Annotated in this window: 18 protein-coding genes; 10 read left to right on the plus strand and 8 right to left on the minus strand. The window is 64.8% G+C overall.

What is annotated here, in order from left to right:
- Positions 1–166: 166 nt before the first annotated feature.
- The 5 genes from IVB07_RS03970 to IVB07_RS03990 form a co-directional block, all read right to left on the minus strand.
- Positions 167–796, minus strand: a complete 630-nt coding sequence (locus IVB07_RS03970; RefSeq protein ID WP_018453227.1) for a general stress protein — start codon at positions 794–796, stop codon at positions 167–169.
- A gap of 12 nt (positions 797–808) precedes the next feature.
- Positions 809–1129 (minus strand): hypothetical protein, encoded by a 321-nt coding sequence (locus IVB07_RS03975; RefSeq protein ID WP_026232489.1) that lies wholly within the window; start codon positions 1127–1129, stop codon positions 809–811.
- A gap of 179 nt (positions 1130–1308) precedes the next feature.
- The gene (locus IVB07_RS03980) at positions 1309–2817 is read right to left on the minus strand and encodes an acyl-CoA synthetase (RefSeq protein WP_247360903.1); all 1509 of its coding nucleotides are present in this window, start codon (positions 2815–2817) and stop codon (positions 1309–1311) included.
- 22 nt (positions 2818–2839) lie between these two features.
- Positions 2840–4024, minus strand: coding sequence for an ABC transporter substrate-binding protein (locus IVB07_RS03985; protein WP_018453230.1), 1185 nt, complete (start codon positions 4022–4024; stop codon positions 2840–2842).
- Between the two features lie 33 nt (positions 4025–4057).
- The gene (locus IVB07_RS03990; RefSeq protein ID WP_018453231.1) at positions 4058–5032 is read right to left on the minus strand and encodes a nitronate monooxygenase family protein; all 975 of its coding nucleotides are present in this window, start codon (positions 5030–5032) and stop codon (positions 4058–4060) included.
- A 177-nt stretch (positions 5033–5209) separates the two neighbouring features.
- On the opposite strand from IVB07_RS03990, the gene IVB07_RS03995 reads away from it, so the two are divergent.
- Positions 5210–6097: a LysR family transcriptional regulator gene (locus IVB07_RS03995; protein WP_018453232.1), complete on the plus strand. Its 888-nt coding sequence runs from the start codon at positions 5210–5212 to the stop codon at positions 6095–6097.
- 98 nt (positions 6098–6195) lie between these two features.
- Here IVB07_RS03995 and IVB07_RS04000 read toward each other — a convergent pair whose 3' ends face one another.
- Entirely contained in the window at positions 6196–6849 is a 654-nt protein-coding gene (locus IVB07_RS04000; protein WP_085361089.1) for a DNA-3-methyladenine glycosylase, read from the minus strand.
- Between the two features lie 223 nt (positions 6850–7072).
- On the opposite strand from IVB07_RS04000, the gene gluQRS reads away from it, so the two are divergent.
- Both gluQRS and IVB07_RS04010 read left to right on the plus strand, forming a co-directional pair.
- The gene (gluQRS, locus tag IVB07_RS04005; RefSeq protein ID WP_026232490.1) at positions 7073–7945 is read left to right on the plus strand and encodes a tRNA glutamyl-Q(34) synthetase GluQRS; all 873 of its coding nucleotides are present in this window, start codon (positions 7073–7075) and stop codon (positions 7943–7945) included.
- A 104-nt stretch (positions 7946–8049) separates the two neighbouring features.
- Complete coding sequence (locus IVB07_RS04010; RefSeq protein ID WP_026232491.1) at positions 8050–9351, plus strand: ATP-binding protein; 1302 nt, start codon at positions 8050–8052, stop codon at positions 9349–9351.
- Here the strand turns inward: IVB07_RS04010 and IVB07_RS04015 are convergent.
- On the minus strand, positions 9278–10171 hold the full coding sequence (locus IVB07_RS04015; RefSeq protein ID WP_026232492.1) for a YihY/virulence factor BrkB family protein: 894 nt from the start codon (positions 10169–10171) through the stop codon (positions 9278–9280). The two genes, IVB07_RS04010 and IVB07_RS04015, sit on opposite strands and share 74 nt — an antisense overlap.
- Before the next feature lie 204 nt (positions 10172–10375).
- On the opposite strand from IVB07_RS04015, the gene IVB07_RS04020 reads away from it, so the two are divergent.
- The 6 genes from IVB07_RS04020 to IVB07_RS04045 all read left to right on the plus strand — a co-directional run bounded on the left by IVB07_RS04020 (position 10376) and on the right by IVB07_RS04045 (position 14379).
- Positions 10376–10570, plus strand: a complete 195-nt coding sequence (locus IVB07_RS04020) for a twin transmembrane helix small protein (protein ID WP_018453237.1) — start codon at positions 10376–10378, stop codon at positions 10568–10570.
- 1 nt (position 10571) lies between these two features.
- Entirely contained in the window at positions 10572–11144 is a 573-nt protein-coding gene (locus IVB07_RS04025) for a cob(I)yrinic acid a,c-diamide adenosyltransferase (protein ID WP_018453238.1), read from the plus strand.
- A gap of 124 nt (positions 11145–11268) precedes the next feature.
- Entirely contained in the window at positions 11269–12018 is a 750-nt protein-coding gene (locus IVB07_RS04030; protein WP_018453239.1) for an electron transfer flavoprotein subunit beta/FixA family protein, read from the plus strand.
- Entirely contained in the window at positions 12018–12962 is a 945-nt protein-coding gene (locus IVB07_RS04035; RefSeq protein WP_018453240.1) for an FAD-binding protein, read from the plus strand. Before IVB07_RS04030 ends, IVB07_RS04035 begins: the two co-directional genes overlap by 1 nt.
- Positions 12963–13154: 192 nt before the next feature.
- Positions 13155–14036 (plus strand): 3-hydroxybutyryl-CoA dehydrogenase, encoded by an 882-nt coding sequence (locus tag IVB07_RS04040; RefSeq protein WP_018453241.1) that lies wholly within the window; start codon positions 13155–13157, stop codon positions 14034–14036.
- 148 nt (positions 14037–14184) lie between these two features.
- Complete coding sequence (locus tag IVB07_RS04045) at positions 14185–14379, plus strand: hypothetical protein (RefSeq protein WP_007615312.1); 195 nt, start codon at positions 14185–14187, stop codon at positions 14377–14379.
- Between the two features lie 11 nt (positions 14380–14390).
- Here IVB07_RS04045 and IVB07_RS04050 read toward each other — a convergent pair whose 3' ends face one another.
- Positions 14391–15080, minus strand: a complete 690-nt coding sequence (locus IVB07_RS04050) for a TlpA disulfide reductase family protein (protein WP_026232493.1) — start codon at positions 15078–15080, stop codon at positions 14391–14393.
- A 106-nt stretch (positions 15081–15186) separates the two neighbouring features.
- Here IVB07_RS04050 and argH point away from each other — a divergent pair, with 106 nt between their 5' ends.
- Complete coding sequence (argH, locus tag IVB07_RS04055; protein WP_018453243.1) at positions 15187–16584, plus strand: argininosuccinate lyase; 1398 nt, start codon at positions 15187–15189, stop codon at positions 16582–16584.
- Positions 16585–16616 lie beyond the last annotated feature (32 nt).

Genomic DNA, 16616 nt, shown 5'->3' on the forward strand with positions numbered 1-16616 from the left:
AGTGAGAACATGTGGCCCTGCTTCAGCGGAATGCGCTCGTTGAGAGAGACCTGCGGCACCCTCGTGGTGTTCGAGGAGGGGCACGCGAAAAAGGCTCCACCTTGGTGGAGCCTCCCTCGCGCTCTTGGGATTCACTGCCGCTGGCGTGGCGGCGAGCGGAACATCCCTACCTCACCCGCGTGCCGGCGCCGTACAGCTCACGCTCACGGCCGACATCGTCGGGTGACAACGGCGGGCTTGCGGCATCGAAGCCGTTCCAGCCGGATTTTTGCCAGGCGGCGCTCCGTTCCTGCAGGTTCACGGCCTTCTCGTGCAGAAGGGCATCGAGACGTGTGCTGTCCTGGTCGGGTACCCGCGCCGATACCAGCGTTCCGCCGCGACGGACGCCCTCCGCGTAGCGCGACGCATCATCCTTGGAGACGCCGGCTTCGGTCAGCGCGCCAACGATGCCGCCCGTCGCGGCGCCGGCCGCGGCACCAACTGCGGTCGAAGCCAGCCATCCGGCGGCAACCACCGGTCCGAGTCCCGGAATGGCCAGCAGGCCGAGTCCGGCAAGCAGGCCGGCCGCGCTTCCGAGGCCTGCGCCGATGCCGGCACCCGTGCCGGCACCTTCGGCGCGATCGTCGACGCCGTCGCGATCACGGTCAACCTTGCCGGTGGAGGAGCCGTACCAGTTATCGGAATTGTTCGCGACGATGCTGATGTCGGAGTGCGGCACGCCCGCGGCCTCCAGACGCCTGACCGCACGTTCCGCATCCGAATAGGTGTCATAGAGTCGAGAAATAGTGGTCGTCATGTTTCATCCTCCTTACTTGGCGGGGTTCACGTTGCCTTGGAAATCGACGCTCACGTCCGCCTTGGTCCCGGCCTTGTCGGCCTTGCCGCGCCAGACGCCGTTGTCGTCCTTTTGCAGTCCGGAAACATTGGAATAACCCGCGCCCTCGATCTTCGACTTCGCCTGGCCCTCGGTGAAGCTGTTGCGGCCCGCGACCGGTGCGTTGGAGTTGTTGTGATCAGAGCTGTTGACGGCGTTGTTGCCCGGCCCGCTCTGCGCAGGCTGTGACTGTGCACTGACAGGCGCTGATCCGAGCAGCAGCAGAGCTGCGGCGAGCATGGTGAGACGAGACATTTTTTATTCTCCGGCTGTTGATTGTGCCGGTCGACAACAGGCGAGATTCGAATTGGTTGCTCTTCCATTTGCGACGGAAGCGCGCGTCTTCAATCTGCCGAATATTGGAGAGGCGCAGGAACGATTGCCACTCGTTCCCGTTTATGCGGTCCCGCACTCTCGGACGGCGTTGCCTGTCCTCACATCGTCCAATAGGGCTCCCGCAGCTTGCGCTTGAGAATCTTTCCCGTGGCCTCGCGCGGCAGCGCGTCACGGAATTCGACGTCCTTTGGCACCTTGAAATTGGCAAGCCGCCCGCGCAGGAACGATCGGACGGCGTCGGCCGAGAGCTCGGCATCCGATTCAGGCTCGACAAAGGCGCACAGCCGTTCGCCGAATTCCGCGTCGGGGATGCCGAACACGGCACAGTCGCGCACGCCGGGCATTCCGATCAGCACGTTCTCGATCTCGGCGGGATAGATGTTGACGCCGCCGGAGATCACCATGTCGCGCTTGCGATCGCACAGGAACAGATAGCCGTCCGCGTCGAGATAACCGACGTCGCCGACGCTGACCAGGCCGTCACGGCCGGCTTCGGCCCTTGCCTGCGACCTGCCGTGATAGTCGAAATCGGGCACTGACGTCTGGCGCATGTAGATTTCGCCGACTTCGTTTGCACCGCACGGGCTGCCGTCATCGCGGAAGATCCTGACGATGCCGCCTTCGATGGGGCGGCCGACCGTGCCAGGCTTCTTCAGTGCTTCCTCGGCCGAGTGCCACACCGGGATCCCGGTCTCGGTGGAGCCGAAATATTCGTTGATGACCGGTCCCCACCAGTCGATCATGGCGCGCTTGACGTCCGGCGGGCAGGGGGCGGCGCCGTGCACGACGAAACGCAGCGACGACAGGTCGTAGCGCTGCCTGACCGCTTCGGGCAACCGCAGCAGCCGGACGAACATGGTCGGTACCATGTGAATGTGCGTGACGCGGTGGCGCTCGATCAGCGCCAGCAGCTCCTCGGCATCGAACCGCGCCTGGAGGATGATGGTGCAAGCGCTGCGGAACGCCAGCATGCCGTAGGAATGCGGCGCCGAGTGATACATCGGGCCGTTGATCAGCACGATTTGGTCTTCCCGCGGCTTGATGCCATAGGCGATCCCGCCCACGCGTTCGGAGGCGGCCGCCTGTTCGGGCTGCATCGGCATGCGCCGCACGCCCTTCGGCATGCCCGTGGTGCCGGATGTATAAATCATCGCTGCGGCCCGCCGCGGCGGCTCCTGCGCTTGCGGATGGTCGTCGCGCCAGCGGTCCCAATCGGTCAGTCCCACCGGGATCTCGGTCAGTTCCCCAGGGATCGAAAAGGTCGCTGCGAGTTCGGGCGGCGTCGCGACGACCAGGAGAAGGACATCCGCCGGTACGCCGTCGCGGATCTGCGGCAGCAAATCCGCGTGGCAGACCAGGATCTTCGCCCCGCTGTCGGCCAGGATGTAACGGACCTCCTCGGCCTTCAAATGCCTGTTGATCGGCACCACCGGACTGCCCAGCGCGGCCGAGGCCGCAACCACCTCGAACAGAGCGAAATCGTTGCGCAGCATCATCGCGACCGGCGCGGCCTCGGCAAGCCCCAGGGCGCGGAAGCCGCTCATCGCCCGCCTGATCCGAGCCCGGATGTCGTCATAGCTGATCTGGCGTTCGCCGCTGATGATCATGGCGTCTCCTCATCCCGCTCGTCTAGCGATCATCCAGCACGTCGCCGAAGCCGACCCAGCTCTTGCCATTGAAGCGCCGGAGCTGAAGCTGCTGGAACGGCAGATAGTCGTCGGGGCCGGTCGTAACCGCCATTCCCGGCAGCAGCAGCGGCAGCTTCACATCCTTCAACGAGGCCGCCTGGCGCATGATGTTGTCGCGGCTGATATCATCCTTGCACCCCTTCAGCACCGTCATCAGCAGCGTGGCATAGTGATAGCCCGCGGCGTAGTTGGAGTTGGAGAGGTCCGCGGCCGGCATGTAGCGCTTCATGAAGGCGAAGTATTCCTTCACGCCGGGATCGTCGACCCATTGCGGGTCCATCGTGTCCTTCTGATTGCTCGACGAGATCAGGCCGACCGCGTTGTCGAGCCCTGCCGGTTCCAGGAAAGAGATCGACGACGCCGAGGTCGGCACGAAGAACAGCTCCGGCTTCCAGCCGATCTCGGCCACGCCCTTGACCATTTGCGAGGTGAACTTGCCGAGCACGACGCCGAACAGCACGTTGGCGCCCGAGGCCTTCAAGGTCGAGAGTTGCGAGCTGATCGTCGGCGCGCTGGTCTCGTAGCTCGCTTCCGCGATGATCATGCTTGCGGCCTTAGGCCCGAGCGCTCGCTTGAAGCCGGCGACATAGTCGCGGCCGAAATCGTCGTTCTGCGAGAGGATCGCGATCCTGGCGTTGGGCTTGGCCTGCAAAATGTATTTGGCATAGACCACGCCCTCGGATTCGTAGGCCGCCATGCCCGGCATGGTCCACGGGTTCTTCTGCGGATCGGCCCATTTGGTGGCGCCGGAGAGCACGAACAGCTGCGGCACTTTCTTGGCGTTGAGATAGCGCTGCACGGCGCTGTTGGTGGCGGTGCCGAGCGAGCCGAACATCATCAGCACCTCTTCTTGCTCCACCAGCTTGCGGGTCTGCTCGACGGTCTTCGGCGGCGAATAGGCGTCGTCCAGCGTGATGAACTTGACCTTGCGGCCGTTGATGCCGCCTTCGGCATTGACCTTCTCGAAGAACGCTTCCTGCGTCCGTCCGATCGCGCCGAAGCCGGAGGCCGGGCCGCTGTAGGGCAGGGTCTGCCCGATGCGGATCTCGTCGCTGCCTTCGGCATGGGCGCTGCCGCCGGCGAGCATCAGCAACGACATCCCGATCAGTGCGGCTGCCAGCTTCATGGTGTCCTCCCGTTTTATTGTCGGTCCGAGACGTCAGGCGCTGACGCGCATCAGGAAATCCTGTCGGGCCTGGTCGAATTCCCGTTTCATCCGGTCGACGAGCTCGGCGACCGGCGGCGCGTCGGCGATCTGGCCGATACCCTGGCCCGAGCCCCAGATGTCGCGCCACGCCTTGGACTTCATGTTGCCGCCGGAGCCGAAATTCATCTTCGTCTTGTCGGCCGCCGGCAGATTGTCCGGATCGAGCCCGGCCGCGGCGATCGAAGGCCCGAGATAGTTGCCGTGCACGCCGGTGAAGAGGTTGGTGTAGACGATGTCATGCGCGGTGTGCTGCGTCAGCGCCGACTTGTAGGCTTCGTCAGCGTTGGCTTCCTTCGTCGCGATGAAGCGCGTGCCCATATAGGCGAGGTCGGCGCCCAGCGTCAGCGCGGAGGCGATCGCGAAGCCGTCGCTGATTGCGCCCGACAGCAGGATCGCACCGTCGAACCATTGTTTGACCTCGCGTACCAGTGCGAAAGGCGAGAGCGTTCCTGCATGTCCTCCAGCGCCGGCGCAGACCAGGATCAGACCGTCGACGCCCTGCTCGGCGGCCTTGCGCGCGTGCTTGACGTTGATGACGTCGTGGAACACGAGGCCGCCGTACGAGTGTGCGGCCTCGACGAGCTCGGCGGGCGGTCGCAGCGAGGTGATGATGATGGGCGCCCTGTGCTTCACACAGGTCTCCATGTCCTTCATCAGCCGGTCGTTGGAGGCGTGGCAGATCTGGTTGACGGCGTAGGGTGCGACCTTCTTGCCGGGATTGCGCGACTTGTATTCGCCGAGTTCGTCCTCGATGCGGCTCAGCCATTCGTCGAGCTTTTCCACCGGACGGGCATTGAGTGCCGGAAACGAGCCGACCACGCCGGCCTTGCACTGGGCGATCACCAGCTCAGGGCCGGAGACGAGGAAGAGCGGCGAGCCGACCACGGGCAGCTCGAGCGAATCCTTCAAGAGAGCGGGCAGCGCCATGATGTCCTCCCGGAAACGCAGCCCGCCGGCAGGCGGATGACGAGGCGTTTCCTTCTTTGATTGTCGCGGGCGAGTTGCCGCCCATGTTTCATTTGACGTCATTATAGGGGTTGGAGTGGGGCCTCTTATCGTTCAATATTGAACGGACGACTTTTCAGATTTGAACAGAGGCCGCTCATGGACTGGGACCTTTGCAAGACCTTCCTCGCGGTCGCCGATACCGGCAGCTTCACCGGCGCGGCGCGCCGGCTGCACAGCAGCCATCCCACCGTCAGCCGCAAGATTGCGGCGCTGGAAGCCCAGCTCGGCACCAGGCTGGTGGCGCGTGCCGCCGACGGCCTTGCGCTGACGGCGGATGGACGGACGCTGCGCGAGCACGCCGAGGTAATGGCGGCGGCCGCGCTGCGGGCGGAGACGGCAGTCTCGGCCGGAGGGCATAAGGCGCGCGGGACCGTCAAGCTATCGATCGGCGCAACGCTGGCCTCGCATTGGCTGATGCCGCGCCTGCCTGCGTTCCTGCGCGCGCACGATCACGTCCAGCTCGAGATCATCACCCATCCGTTTCCGGCGAGCGTGCGCCGGCGCGAGGCGGACGTGGTGTTGCGGCCCTTCGACAGCGGCGAGGAAAATCTGGTCGGCCGCAAGATCGGCCGTCTCGGCACGGGATTCTACGCCTCGCGCGGCTACGCCGGCGGGCGGTCCTTGCCGGAACGGCGCGGCGAGTGGAAGGGGCACAGCGTCATCGGTTTCGCCGATCAGACCTCCAATCTCCAGCTTGCGCGCTGGAGCGACGTCGTCACGCGTCAGGCCTGGGTGGTGATGCGCTGCTCGTCCCAGGGCGACATGCTGGCGGCGGTCCGCGCCGGACTCGGAATCTCCGCCCTGTCGTGCTTTGTCGCCGAAAGCTATCCCGATCTTGTGCGTGTCGCGCCGCAGAAGCTCGCCAGCGTGGCGGACCTGTGGCTGCTCGCCCATCCCGACCTCGTCGAACTGCCGGCGGTGCGGGCCGTCATCGACTTCGTCGCCGATTGCGCCCGGACCGATCGCGTCGGGCTGCGGGGCTAGAGCGTGTTCGAGCGAAGTGGACACCGGTTCGCGTCAAGAAAACGCGTCAAAACAAAACACTAGAGCCCCGTTCCGATTCCATCGGAACGGAACTAGCTCTAGGTTGATCCCGCGATGACGCCTTCGCGTTTTTTCACCGCGCGATAATAGCTCCACCACAGATGTGCCGCCGCTCCGCGCAGGGGGCGCCAGGGTTCGGCGAGCGGCGCCATCTGCTTCTCCGTTGGCCGCGCCTGCAAGCCGAGCCCGATGCGGATGCCTTCCTGCACGGCGAGGTCGCCGGCCGGCCAGGCGTCGCCATGGCCGAGGCAGAACAGCAGATAGACGTCCGCGGTCCAGGGTCCGATGCCGGGCAGTGCGATCAACGTGTGATGCGCGGCATCAGCGTCTTCTTCCGCGAGCACGTCGAGGTTCAGCCGTTCTGCGGTGATCTCGCGCGCGAGATGTTTCAGCGTCTTGATCTTGGCGGCGGACAGGCCGAGCCGCCCCAGCCGGTCGGTGCGGGCGCGGCGGACAGCCTCGTGGTCGAACGGATCGAACGCGGCGGACAACCGTCCCCAGATCGCCGCGGCGCTCGCAGTCGAGAGCTGTTGCCCGCAGACGATGTGGGCAAGCCCCGCAAAACCCGGCTCGCGCCGCCGCAACGCCGGCATGCCGGCAGTCGCCAGCACTGGCTTCAGGCGCGGATCGCGCTTGACCAGCGCGTGGACGGCCTCTTCGAGATCGGATTGGGTTTCGAGGTGGATGGTCATGGCAATCGTCAACTCTCTCCGGCGTCATGGCCGGGCTTCCACCCGGCCATCCACGTCTTTCCAACGTGCATCATTGTTAGCACGGCTGGTGATCATCGCATTCTCGGGGACCTTGACACGATCGGTGCGCCGCTCCGAAGAACGTGGATGGCCGGGACACAGGCGAGCGGAAGCGACGCCATCCGTCTAGACGGCTATGCCCGGCCATGATGAGTTCCGAAGCATGTCGCCACCCGTTTTCCGATTTGCCCCCAGCCCGAATGGCTACCTGCATCTCGGCCACGCTTATTCCGCGCTGCTCAATTCCGACCGCGCGCGCGAGACCGGTGGGCGGCTGTTGCTGCGGATCGAGGACATCGACGCGACGCGTTGCCGGCCGGAATATGAGACAGCGATCTACGAAGACCTCGCCTGGCTCGGCATCGCCTGGGAGACGCCGGTGCGGCGGCAGTCGGAGCATCTCGATGCGTATCGGACGGCGCTGGACAGGCTCTTGGCGCTCGGCCTGGTCTATCCAGCCTTCGAAAGCCGCGCCGAGATCGCAAGGCTGGTTAAGGCGCGTGAAGCGGATGGGCCGTGGCCGCGCGATCCCGACGGCGTGCCGCTCTATCCCGGCGCCGCCAGATCGCTGTCCGCGGACGAGCGCGACCGCCTCATCGACACCGGTGCGCCTTACGCGCTTCGGCTCGACATGGCAGCCGCCTGCCGCCGCGCTGTGGGCCTGAGCTGGAACGAACTGGGCGAGGGGCCGGATGGTGAGCGTGGCGTCGTCCCGGCGCGGCCAGAAGCCTGGGGCGACGTCATTGTGGCCCGCAAGAAGACGCCGACGAGCTACCATCTGTCCGTTGTTGTCGACGATGCGCTCCAGGACATCAGCGAGATCGTGCGGGGCCAGGACCTGTTCCACGCCACTTCGGTCCACCGTCTGCTTCAGGTTCTGCTCCACCTGCCCGAACCCGTCTACCGCCACCACGGGCTACTTCGCGACGAGCGCGGCCGGAAGCTGTCGAAATCAACCAGCTCGACCGGCCTTCGTGAACTGCGCGCCGGCGGCGCCACGCCGGCCGGTATCCGCCGGTTGGTGGGATTAGGTTAAGTTTCTCTGGGGGTTAGCCAAACGGCGCCGTGACTCCGGGTGTTCCGCCGTGCCATGCTCGCCTGACAGCGCGGGGTTCGAAGGGGATACTTCGAAGGGGAGTTATGGCGGCGAAAACGCGCGCAGCGCGCACTACGGGGACGTCCAAGCGAGTGGCTCGGAAGCGCTCCGGGCCGACTGCCCGGTTGCGCAAGCGCAGCACCAAGCGGGTCGAGCTGGACGTCGTCCAAGCCGCGCTTGCCGCCTTTGCCCATGAGGTCCGCACCCCCCTGACCGGCATTCTCGCGATCAGCGACCTGCTCGCGACTTCGGATCTCGGGGAACGGGAAAGACGCTGGGCCGACACGATCAAGGCCGGGGCCGAGCATCTGGCGAACCTTGCCACCCTGTTCGTCGATGCCGCCCGAAGTGGCAAGGGGACCGGGAAGGGGGTCGGGGGTGGAAGCTCGCTGCGGCAGGATTTGTTCGACCTGCGGACGCTCGCCCGCAACGCCGGCGATTCGCTGGCCGGTCGCGCCGCGGCCAAGGGTCTCCAGGCTGAGGTCGATATCTCGGAGAAGCTGCCGGGGCTGGTGGTCGGTGATCCCGTCCGCCTGCGCGCCGCGCTCGAGAACCTGATCGACAATGCCGTGAAATTCACCGAGCACGGCGGCGTGGCGCTCACGGTCGCGCCTTGGCGTTCCGTCAAGAGCAAGGACAAGACCAAGAGCAAAGGCAAAGCAAAGGGCAAAGGCAGCGTCGGTGTCGCCTTCGCGGTGTCCGACAGCGGCATCGGCCTCACCATGGCCGAGATCAAACGGCTGTTCCGGCCGTTTACCCAAGCCAATGTCACCATTGCCTCGCGCTTCGGCGGCGCCGGACTGGGCCTGTCGTCGGTGAAGCAACTGGCGCGCGCGATGGGCGGCGACATCACGGTCGCGCCTCGGCCCGGCGGTGGCGCCACCTTCACATTGACGGTGTCGGTGTGTGCCACGGGATCGGGCAAGTCCCGCAAGTCGAAGGGCGAAGCCGAGATGGATGCGGTTCCGGCGCTGCGCTTGCTCAGCGTCGAGGACAATCCGTTCGGCCGCGTTGTGCTCAACACCATCCTGACCGAACTCGGTCATCATGCCGAGTTCATCGGGCGCGGCGAGGACGCGGTGAACCGGCTCGCGCAGGGCGCCTTCGACGCGGTGCTGATGGATATGGTGCTGCCGGGCATCAATGGCGTCGAGGCGATCAGGCGGATCCGCACCATGGCGACGCCGCTGGCTCAGATCCCCATCATCGGGGTGTCAGGTCGGGGCGAAGATGAAGTCGCCTCACGCGAGGCCGGCGCCGACGCCTTTCTGGTCAAGCCTGTGTCTCCGCGGGCGCTAGCGACTGCGCTGCTTGCAGCGACACGCCGTGAGGAAGCCGCGACTTGATGATCGCGGCGTTGAGCTCGCCGCCGTAAACGAAGATCGCGGCGATGAAATACAGGAACACCAGCGCGATGATCACCGAGGCGAGCCCCGCATACATCGTCACGTAATTATTGGCGAAGCGCGCCAGATATTGCCCGAACACGATGCCCGAGATCAGCGACGCCACGATGGTGAAGACGATGCCGGGCAGGATCTGGAGGAACCGGCGCCGTCCCGCCGGCAGCCAGGTATGCAGGATCATCAGCGCCACCACCAACGCGCCAACGGTGATGCCGTAGCGCAGCCAGGTGAGGATCCTCTCGTTGGATTCAACGAACAGCGGGATGTGCGCACGCGCGGCCTCGATGAGCAGCGGCCCGAGCACGATCAGGAATGCCATGGCGAGCGCGGTGAAGGCCGCAATCAGCGTGTAGGCGATCGATTCCAGCCGTAGCCAGTACCAGGGCCGCATCTCCACGACCGCATAGGCGCGGTTCAGTGCGACCCGCAGCGCCTCGACGCCGTTGGAGGCGAAGTAGACCGACAGCACCGCGCCGATGGTGAATAGGCCGGTGCGGGTCGTGGTCAGCACGTCGTGGACTTCCCCCGAGATCGAATCCGCGACCTGCTTGGGCCAGACCTGGAGCATGAGGCTCGCAGCCTGATCGGCGAGTTCCTTGGAGCCGAAGAAGCCGGCGAGCGATGTCAGGACGATCAGGAACGGGAATAGCGCCATCAGCGTCGACAGCGCGATGTGGCTCGCGATCGCCCAGCCGTCATCGGCGAGGAACGTGTAGAACGCGTCCATTACGACAAGGTAGATGGTGCGGATTGCCTTCACGCACCACCTGCACTGCTGTTGCTGCTTCCGCTTCCCGCGCGCGGGAAACGCATTCCGACCTCTCCCCGCAGGCGGGGATAGGTCAAGAGGATAGGCAATTGGCGCAAATCCAGATTCATCCAGCTAGCTTCTGATATTATTGGCTTAAAAGCCAGATCGGGAACGCCATGGCGGACCGGCGCGGAGGGTGTTATTTACCCTCGAATGGCATCTCTCCTGAGTACTTTCATCCTGCCGATTGCGGTCGGCGCCGTGGCGTTGGTGCTGCTGCTCGGTCTCATCAACATGATGCGCGGCGGCTCGCCCAACACCTCGCAGAAGCTGATGCGCTGGCGCGTGCTGCTTCAGTTCGTGGCGATCGTCATCGCGATGGCCGCCGTGTGGGCGATGGGGCGTTAACATGGTCGTGCTCAACCGCATCTATACGAAAACCGGTGACGACGGCACGACAGCGCTCGGCTCGGGCGAGCGCCGGCCGAAATACGATCTGCGCATCGAGGCCTATGGGACTGTCGACGAGACCAATGCTGCGATCGGCGTGGTCCGGCTTCACACCGGGGATGCGCCCGAGCTCGACGCGATGCTTGGCCGCATCCAGAACGATCTGTTCGACCTCGGCGCGGACCTCGCGGTGCCCGAACGTGAGGGCAAGGCGGAGCGGCTGCGGGTGGTGGCAAGCCAGGTCGAGCGGCTCGAGCGCGACATCGACGCGCTCAACGACAAGCTGGCACCTCTGACCTCCTTCGTGCTGCCGGGCGGCACGCCAGCCGCCGCCTACCTCCATGTCGCCCGTACGATTTGCCGCAGGGCGGAACGCGTGATGGTGGAACTGGCGGCCCGGCCGGAAGAACCTGTTGGTGCCGCTGGCATCCAGTATATGAACCGCCTGTCGGACTTCCTGTTCGTGGCCAGCCGCGCGGTCAACGAAGACGGCGCCGGCGACGTGCTCTGGGTTCCGGGCCAGAATCGCTGACCCATTGGGCCGCGCATTTCTGGGCGCCAAAATTAGACCCCTTCGCGCGTTGACCGGGCCGGATCAGGCCTTTAGGTTCCGCGCCAGTTGATAACCCCCTCCCAGATTGAGTGAAAGAGGATCGATGAAGGTCTTGGTGCCGGTAAAGCGGGTGGTCGATTACAACGTCAAGGTCCGCGTCAAGAGCGATGGATCGGGTGTTGAACTCGCCAACGTCAAAATGTCGATGAACCCGTTCGACGAAATTGCGGTCGAAGAAGCGCTGCGCCTGAAGGAAGCCGGCAAGGCGACCGAAGTCGTGGTGGTCTCGATCGGACCGGCGCAGGCGTCGGAAACGATCCGCACCGGTCTCGCCATGGGCGCCGATCGCGGCATCCTGGTGAAGGCCGAGGGTGCGGTCGAGCCGCTCGCGGTCGCCAAGATCCTGAAGAAGATTGCGGACGAAGAGCAGCCGGGCCTCATCATTCTCGGCAAGCAGGCGATCGACGACGACAGCAATCAGACCGGCCAGATGCTGGCCGCGCTGCTCGGCTGGTCGCAGGCGACCTTCGCCTCGAAGCTCGAGGTCGAAGGCAGCGACTTCAAGGTCACCCGCGAAGTCGACGGCGGCTTGCAGACCGTGAAGCTGAAGGGACCGGCGATCGTCACCACCGATCTCCGTCTCAACGAGCCGCGCTACGCCTCGCTGCCGAACATCATGAAGGCCAAAAAGAAGCCGATTGCGGACAAGACTGCCGCCGATTATGGCGTCGATCTCACCGCGCGCCTCGAGGTTCTCAAGACGACCGAGCCGGCGGGCCGCAAGGCGGGCGTCAAGGTCAAGGACGTCGCCGAGCTGGTGTCGAAACTCAAGAACGAAGCCGGGGTGCTCTGATGACGACGCTTCTGATTGCCGAACACGACAATGCGTCGCTCAAGGATGCGACCAACAAGGCCCTGACCGCGGCGGCCGCGCTCGGCGCGGACGTCGAGGTTCTGGTGGCCGGCGAGAACGCCAAGGCCGCGGCGGACGCCGCCGCAAAGCTCGCCGGTGTGAAGAAGGTGCTGCTCGCCGACGGCGCGCTTTACGCGCACGATCTGGCCGAGCCACTGGCCGCGCTGATCGTCTCGCTGGCGCCGTCCTATGACGCCATCGTCGCGCCCGCGACCTCGCGCTTCAAGAACGTGATGCCGCGCGTCGCGGCCCTGCTCGACGTCATGCAGGTCTCGGAGATCACCAAGGTGATCGCCCCCGACACCTATGAGCGCCCGATCTACGCCGGCAACGCCGTCCAGACGGTGAAGTCGAAGGACGCCAAGAAGGTCATCACGGTGCGCACCTCCACCTTCGCCGCAGCGGGTGAAGGCGGCAGCGCGTCGGTCGAGAGCGTCGCGGCGGCGGCCGATCCGGGCCTGTCGTCCTTTGTCGGCGAGGAGGTCGCGAAGAGTGACCGTCCCGAGCTGACCTCGGCCAAGATCATCGTCTCCGGTGGCCGCGCCATGCAGAGCCGCGAGAACTTCGCAAAGTACATCGAGCCGCTCGCCGATAAACTTGGCGCCGGTGTCGGCGCTTCGCGTGCGGCGGTGGATGCGGGCTATGCGCCGAACGACTGGCAGGTCGGCCAGACCGGCAAGGTCGTGGCCCCCGAGCTCTATGTCGCGGTCGGCATTTCCGGCGCGATCCAGCATCTGGCCGGCATGAAGGACTCCAAAGTGATCGTCGCGATCAACAAGGACGAGGACGCGCCGATCTTCCAGGTCGCTGATTACGGCCTGGTCGCCGACCTCTACCAAGCGGTTCCGGAGCTGACGGCCGAACTCGGCAAGCTCGGCAAGTAAAACGCGCTAAACACCGGCCGGAGCTATAAACTCCGGCCGGTGTTGCTTTTTGAGGCGTTTTCTTTGGCGCGGGACACGCCTTCGAAGCGATCCAATCTAGGTTTCGAGGCCGGGTTCTGATTAAATCAGACCTCCCGGCTCAGGGGGATAGGCAGGCGCGGTTGATAGCGCGCCGTTCCGGTGGATGACATTATGGCGGCAGTAATCAAGAAGGTCGGCGTGATCGGCGCGGGGCAGATGGGCAATGGCATCGCGCATGTCGCTGCGTTGGCCGGCTTCGACGTGGTGCTCAACGATATTTCGACCGACCGCCTCAAGTCAGGCATGGCCACGATCAACGGCAATTTGACGCGCCAGGTCTCCAAGAAGGCCGTCAGCGAGGACGACAAAGCCAAGGCGATGGCGCGTATCGTAGCCGGCGAGAAGCTGGACGATCTCGCGGACTGCGATCTCGTGATCGAGACCGCCGTCGAGAAGGAAGAGGTCAAGCGCAAGATTTTTCACGATCTCTGCGCTGTGTTGAAGCCCGAGGCGATCGTCGCTTCCGATACTTCCTCGATCTCGATCACGCGGCTGGCCGCCGCCACTGACCGGCCCGAACGCTTCATCGGCATTCACTTTATGAATCCGGTGCCGTTGATGGAACTGGTGGAGTTGATCCGCGGCATCGCCACCGACGACCAGACCTTCGAGGCGTCAAAGGAATTCGTAGGCAAGCTCGGCAAACAGGTCGCGGTCTCCGAGGATTTCCCGGCCTTCATCGTCAACCGCATCCTGCTGCCGATGATCAACGAGGCGATTTACACGCTGTACGAAGGCGTGGGCAACGTCGAGGCGATCGACGCGGCGATGAAGCTCGGCGCGCACCATCCGATGGGCCCGCTGGAGCTCGCTGATTTCATCGGCCTCGATACCTGCCTGTCGATCATGCAGGTGCTGCATGAGGGCCTCGCCGACTCCAAGTACCGCCCGTGCCCGCTGCTGGTGAAATACGTCGAGGCGGGCTGGCTCGGTCGCAAGACCCAGCGCGGTTTTTACGACTACCGCGGCGCCAAGCCGATTCCGACGAGATAAGGGGTTTCGTGCCGGGACATTGCGCAGCGCGTTAGCGATACGCAGCAGAGCCGGGAGACGGAGAAAGCCTACCTTACGGCGACTCGCGACAATTCATGTCCCGTTAACCGCCCGCCTCTAGGTTACCGCCGGTACGAGGGTTTGCGTAATGGACATGATGGCGATGGTCAGCAGCATGCTGGCCTCTCAGCAAGGCGCGCTGCAGTCGAATATCTCGGCGACGCTGATGAAGCAGAACGCGGATGCGGAGAAATCCACCGTCCTGACGCTGCTCGGCGCCGGACAGCCCTCGCTTGCCAATGTCGGCGCTGGCGTCGGCAGCAACCTCAACGTCACCGCCTAAAACATCATCGCTTAGAACGACGCTGCGGCTTTGCCCGTCGCAGCCCGGATCAGCTTGAGCGCATCCTCGCTCGCCCATTCCGCCGGCCCCGCGATCGTCGCGATCTCGCAGCCTTGAGGATCGACCAGCACCGAGGTGGGCATGCCCAAGGCCCGGCCTATCGCCTTAAGATCCTGAAAAACCTTGGCTTTCTGATCGCTGAAATAGCCGAGCCTGATGAGATTGGCCTCTTTCAGAAACGTCTTGGGCTTCTCGGGGTCGCGGGTGTCGATATTGATCGCCACCACCTCGAAATTCGGGCCCGAAAGTTTGCCCTGGAGCTCGTCCAACGCCGGCATTTCCTTGCGGCAGGGCACGCACCAGGTGGCCCAGAGGTTCACCAGCAGCGTCTTGCCGCGGAAATCCGACAGCTTCTTCGGCCTGCCGTCGGCGTCCTCGAAGGCCAGGTCCGGCAGCTTTAGCGGTGCGGTCGCCATGGTCAGCGCCGCCACCTCGCCATGGGCAAGCGGCGCGATCTTCTGTGCGGTGTTCACCGCGGCCCGGCAGGCGGGATCGCCGGAGGGGGCCCGGCCCAGGCCCAGCCCGTACAGCGCGGCAAAGCCAGCCAGGCCCCCGACCACCACGGTGGCGATGACCACGGGGATACGGCGCGTGGCCGACCGTGCTGTCCTTTGGTCGAGCCTGTCGTTGGGGTCGAGCATATCGTTTGTCATCCGGTCGCAGATATGGCTATCAGAGGCCTCTTAATACGGCTGGCAGCCGTCAGCAAACGTGCGGCGGCCACAGGCAAGGCGTGAGCAGGGGATCATGAGCAACAAGATGTGGGGCGGCCGGTTCTCGGAACGTCCCGACGAGATCATGGAAGAGATCAACGTCTCCATCGACGTCGATCGTCACCTCTTTGCCCAGGACATTGCCGCGTCCAAGGCCCACGCCGCGATGCTGGCCGCGCAGGGCATCATCACGGACTCTGATGCGAAAAATATCGGCAAGGGTCTAGACACGATTTTGTCAGAGATCGGCAAGGGCGCCTTCGAATTCAAGCGCGCGCTCGAGGACATTCACATGAATGTCGAGAGCCGCCTGTCCGAGCTGATCGGCCCTGCCGCCGGCCGCTTGCACACCGCGCGCTCGCGTAACGACCAGGTCGCGACCGATTTCCGTCTCTATGTCCGCGATGTCCTCGATGAGACCGACGCCTCGCTCGCCGCGTTCCAGCAGGCGCTGGTCGAGCGCGCGCTGGAGCACGCCGGAACGGTCATGCCGGGCTTCACGCATCTGCAGACCGCGCAGCCGGTGACCTTCGGCCACCATCTGCTCGCCTATGTCGAGATGGCCGCGCGCGATCGCGGCCGTTTCCAGGACGCGCGCAAGCGGCTGAATGAGTCCCCGCTCGGAGCTGCAGCGCTCGCCGGTACCTCGTTCCCGATCGACCGTCACGCCACGGCGAAGGCGCTCGGTTTTGACCGTCCGATGGCGAACTCGCTCGATGCGGTCTCCGATCGCGACTTCGTGCTGGAGACGCTGTCGGCGGCCTCGATCTGCGCCGTGCACATGTCGCGCTTTGCCGAGGAGATCGTGATCTGGACCTCGCCGCTGGTCGGCATGATCCGCCTCAGCGACAAGTTCACCACGGGATCCTCGATCATGCCGCAGAAGCGCAATCCTGACGCCGCCGAGCTGGTGCGCGCCAAGACCGGCCGCGTCATCGGCGCGCTCAATGGGCTGCTGATCGTCATGAAGGGCCTGCCGCTCGCCTATCAAAAGGACATGCAAGAGGACAAGCAGGGCGCCATGGAAGGCTTCGCCGCGCTGTCGCTCGCGATCCGCGCCATGACCGGCATGGTCCGAGATCTCGTGCCTGATGAAGCGAAGATGAAGCTTGCTGCAGGCGAGGGCTACGCCACCGCGACCGATCTTGCCGACTGGCTGGTGCGGACGCTGAAGATGCCGTTCCGCGAGGCCCATCACGTCACCGGCCGCATCGTCGCGAAAGCCGCCGAGGGCGGCGTGGCGCTGCACGAGCTGCCGCTGAGGGAGATGCAGGCAATCGAAGCGAAGATCACGAAAGACGTGCTTGGCGTGCTCTCGGTCGAATCGTCGGTGAAGAGCCGGACCAGTTTCGGCGGTACCGCGCCGAAGAACGTGGCATCGCAGGCCAAGGCCTGGCTGAAGCGGCTGGAAAAAGAGCGAAAATTGGGCTGAGGAGCAAAATTTCGCTTATGTTTCATGGTCAT

The organism is Bradyrhizobium sp. 172 (assembly GCF_023101065.1).
Taxonomy (GTDB): domain Bacteria; phylum Pseudomonadota; class Alphaproteobacteria; order Rhizobiales; family Xanthobacteraceae; genus Bradyrhizobium; species Bradyrhizobium canariense_D.

Bases quoted from the DNA above. Each gene is read 5' to 3' on its own strand.
- IVB07_RS04050 (WP_026232493.1), bottom strand. From the start codon at position 15,080: ATGCTCGACCCCAACGACAGGCTCGACCAAAGGACAGCACGGTCGGCC.
- IVB07_RS03995 (WP_018453232.1), top strand. From the start codon at position 5,210: ATGGACTGGGACCTTTGCAAGACCTTCCTCGCGGTCGCCGATACCGGC.
- IVB07_RS03990 (WP_018453231.1), bottom strand. From the start codon at position 5,032: ATGGCGCTGCCCGCTCTCTTGAAGGATTCGCTCGAGCTGCCCGTGGTC.
- IVB07_RS04010 (WP_026232491.1), top strand. From the start codon at position 8,050: ATGGCGGCGAAAACGCGCGCAGCGCGCACTACGGGGACGTCCAAGCGA.
- gluQRS (WP_026232490.1), top strand. From the start codon at position 7,073: ATGTCGCCACCCGTTTTCCGATTTGCCCCCAGCCCGAATGGCTACCTG.
- IVB07_RS04030 (WP_018453239.1), top strand. From the start codon at position 11,269: ATGAAGGTCTTGGTGCCGGTAAAGCGGGTGGTCGATTACAACGTCAAG.
- IVB07_RS04025 (WP_018453238.1), top strand. From the start codon at position 10,572: ATGGTCGTGCTCAACCGCATCTATACGAAAACCGGTGACGACGGCACG.
- IVB07_RS03970 (WP_018453227.1), bottom strand. From the start codon at position 796: ATGACGACCACTATTTCTCGACTCTATGACACCTATTCGGATGCGGAA.
- IVB07_RS04020 (WP_018453237.1), top strand. From the start codon at position 10,376: ATGGCATCTCTCCTGAGTACTTTCATCCTGCCGATTGCGGTCGGCGCC.
- IVB07_RS04035 (WP_018453240.1), top strand. From the start codon at position 12,018: ATGACGACGCTTCTGATTGCCGAACACGACAATGCGTCGCTCAAGGAT.
- IVB07_RS04000 (WP_085361089.1), bottom strand. From the start codon at position 6,849: ATGACCATCCACCTCGAAACCCAATCCGATCTCGAAGAGGCCGTCCAC.
- IVB07_RS04040 (WP_018453241.1), top strand. From the start codon at position 13,155: ATGGCGGCAGTAATCAAGAAGGTCGGCGTGATCGGCGCGGGGCAGATG.
- IVB07_RS03985 (WP_018453230.1), bottom strand. From the start codon at position 4,024: ATGAAGCTGGCAGCCGCACTGATCGGGATGTCGTTGCTGATGCTCGCC.
- IVB07_RS04045 (WP_007615312.1), top strand. From the start codon at position 14,185: ATGGACATGATGGCGATGGTCAGCAGCATGCTGGCCTCTCAGCAAGGC.
- IVB07_RS03975 (WP_026232489.1), bottom strand. From the start codon at position 1,129: ATGTCTCGTCTCACCATGCTCGCCGCAGCTCTGCTGCTGCTCGGATCA.
- argH (WP_018453243.1), top strand. From the start codon at position 15,187: ATGAGCAACAAGATGTGGGGCGGCCGGTTCTCGGAACGTCCCGACGAG.
- IVB07_RS03980 (WP_247360903.1), bottom strand. From the start codon at position 2,817: ATGATCATCAGCGGCGAACGCCAGATCAGCTATGACGACATCCGGGCT.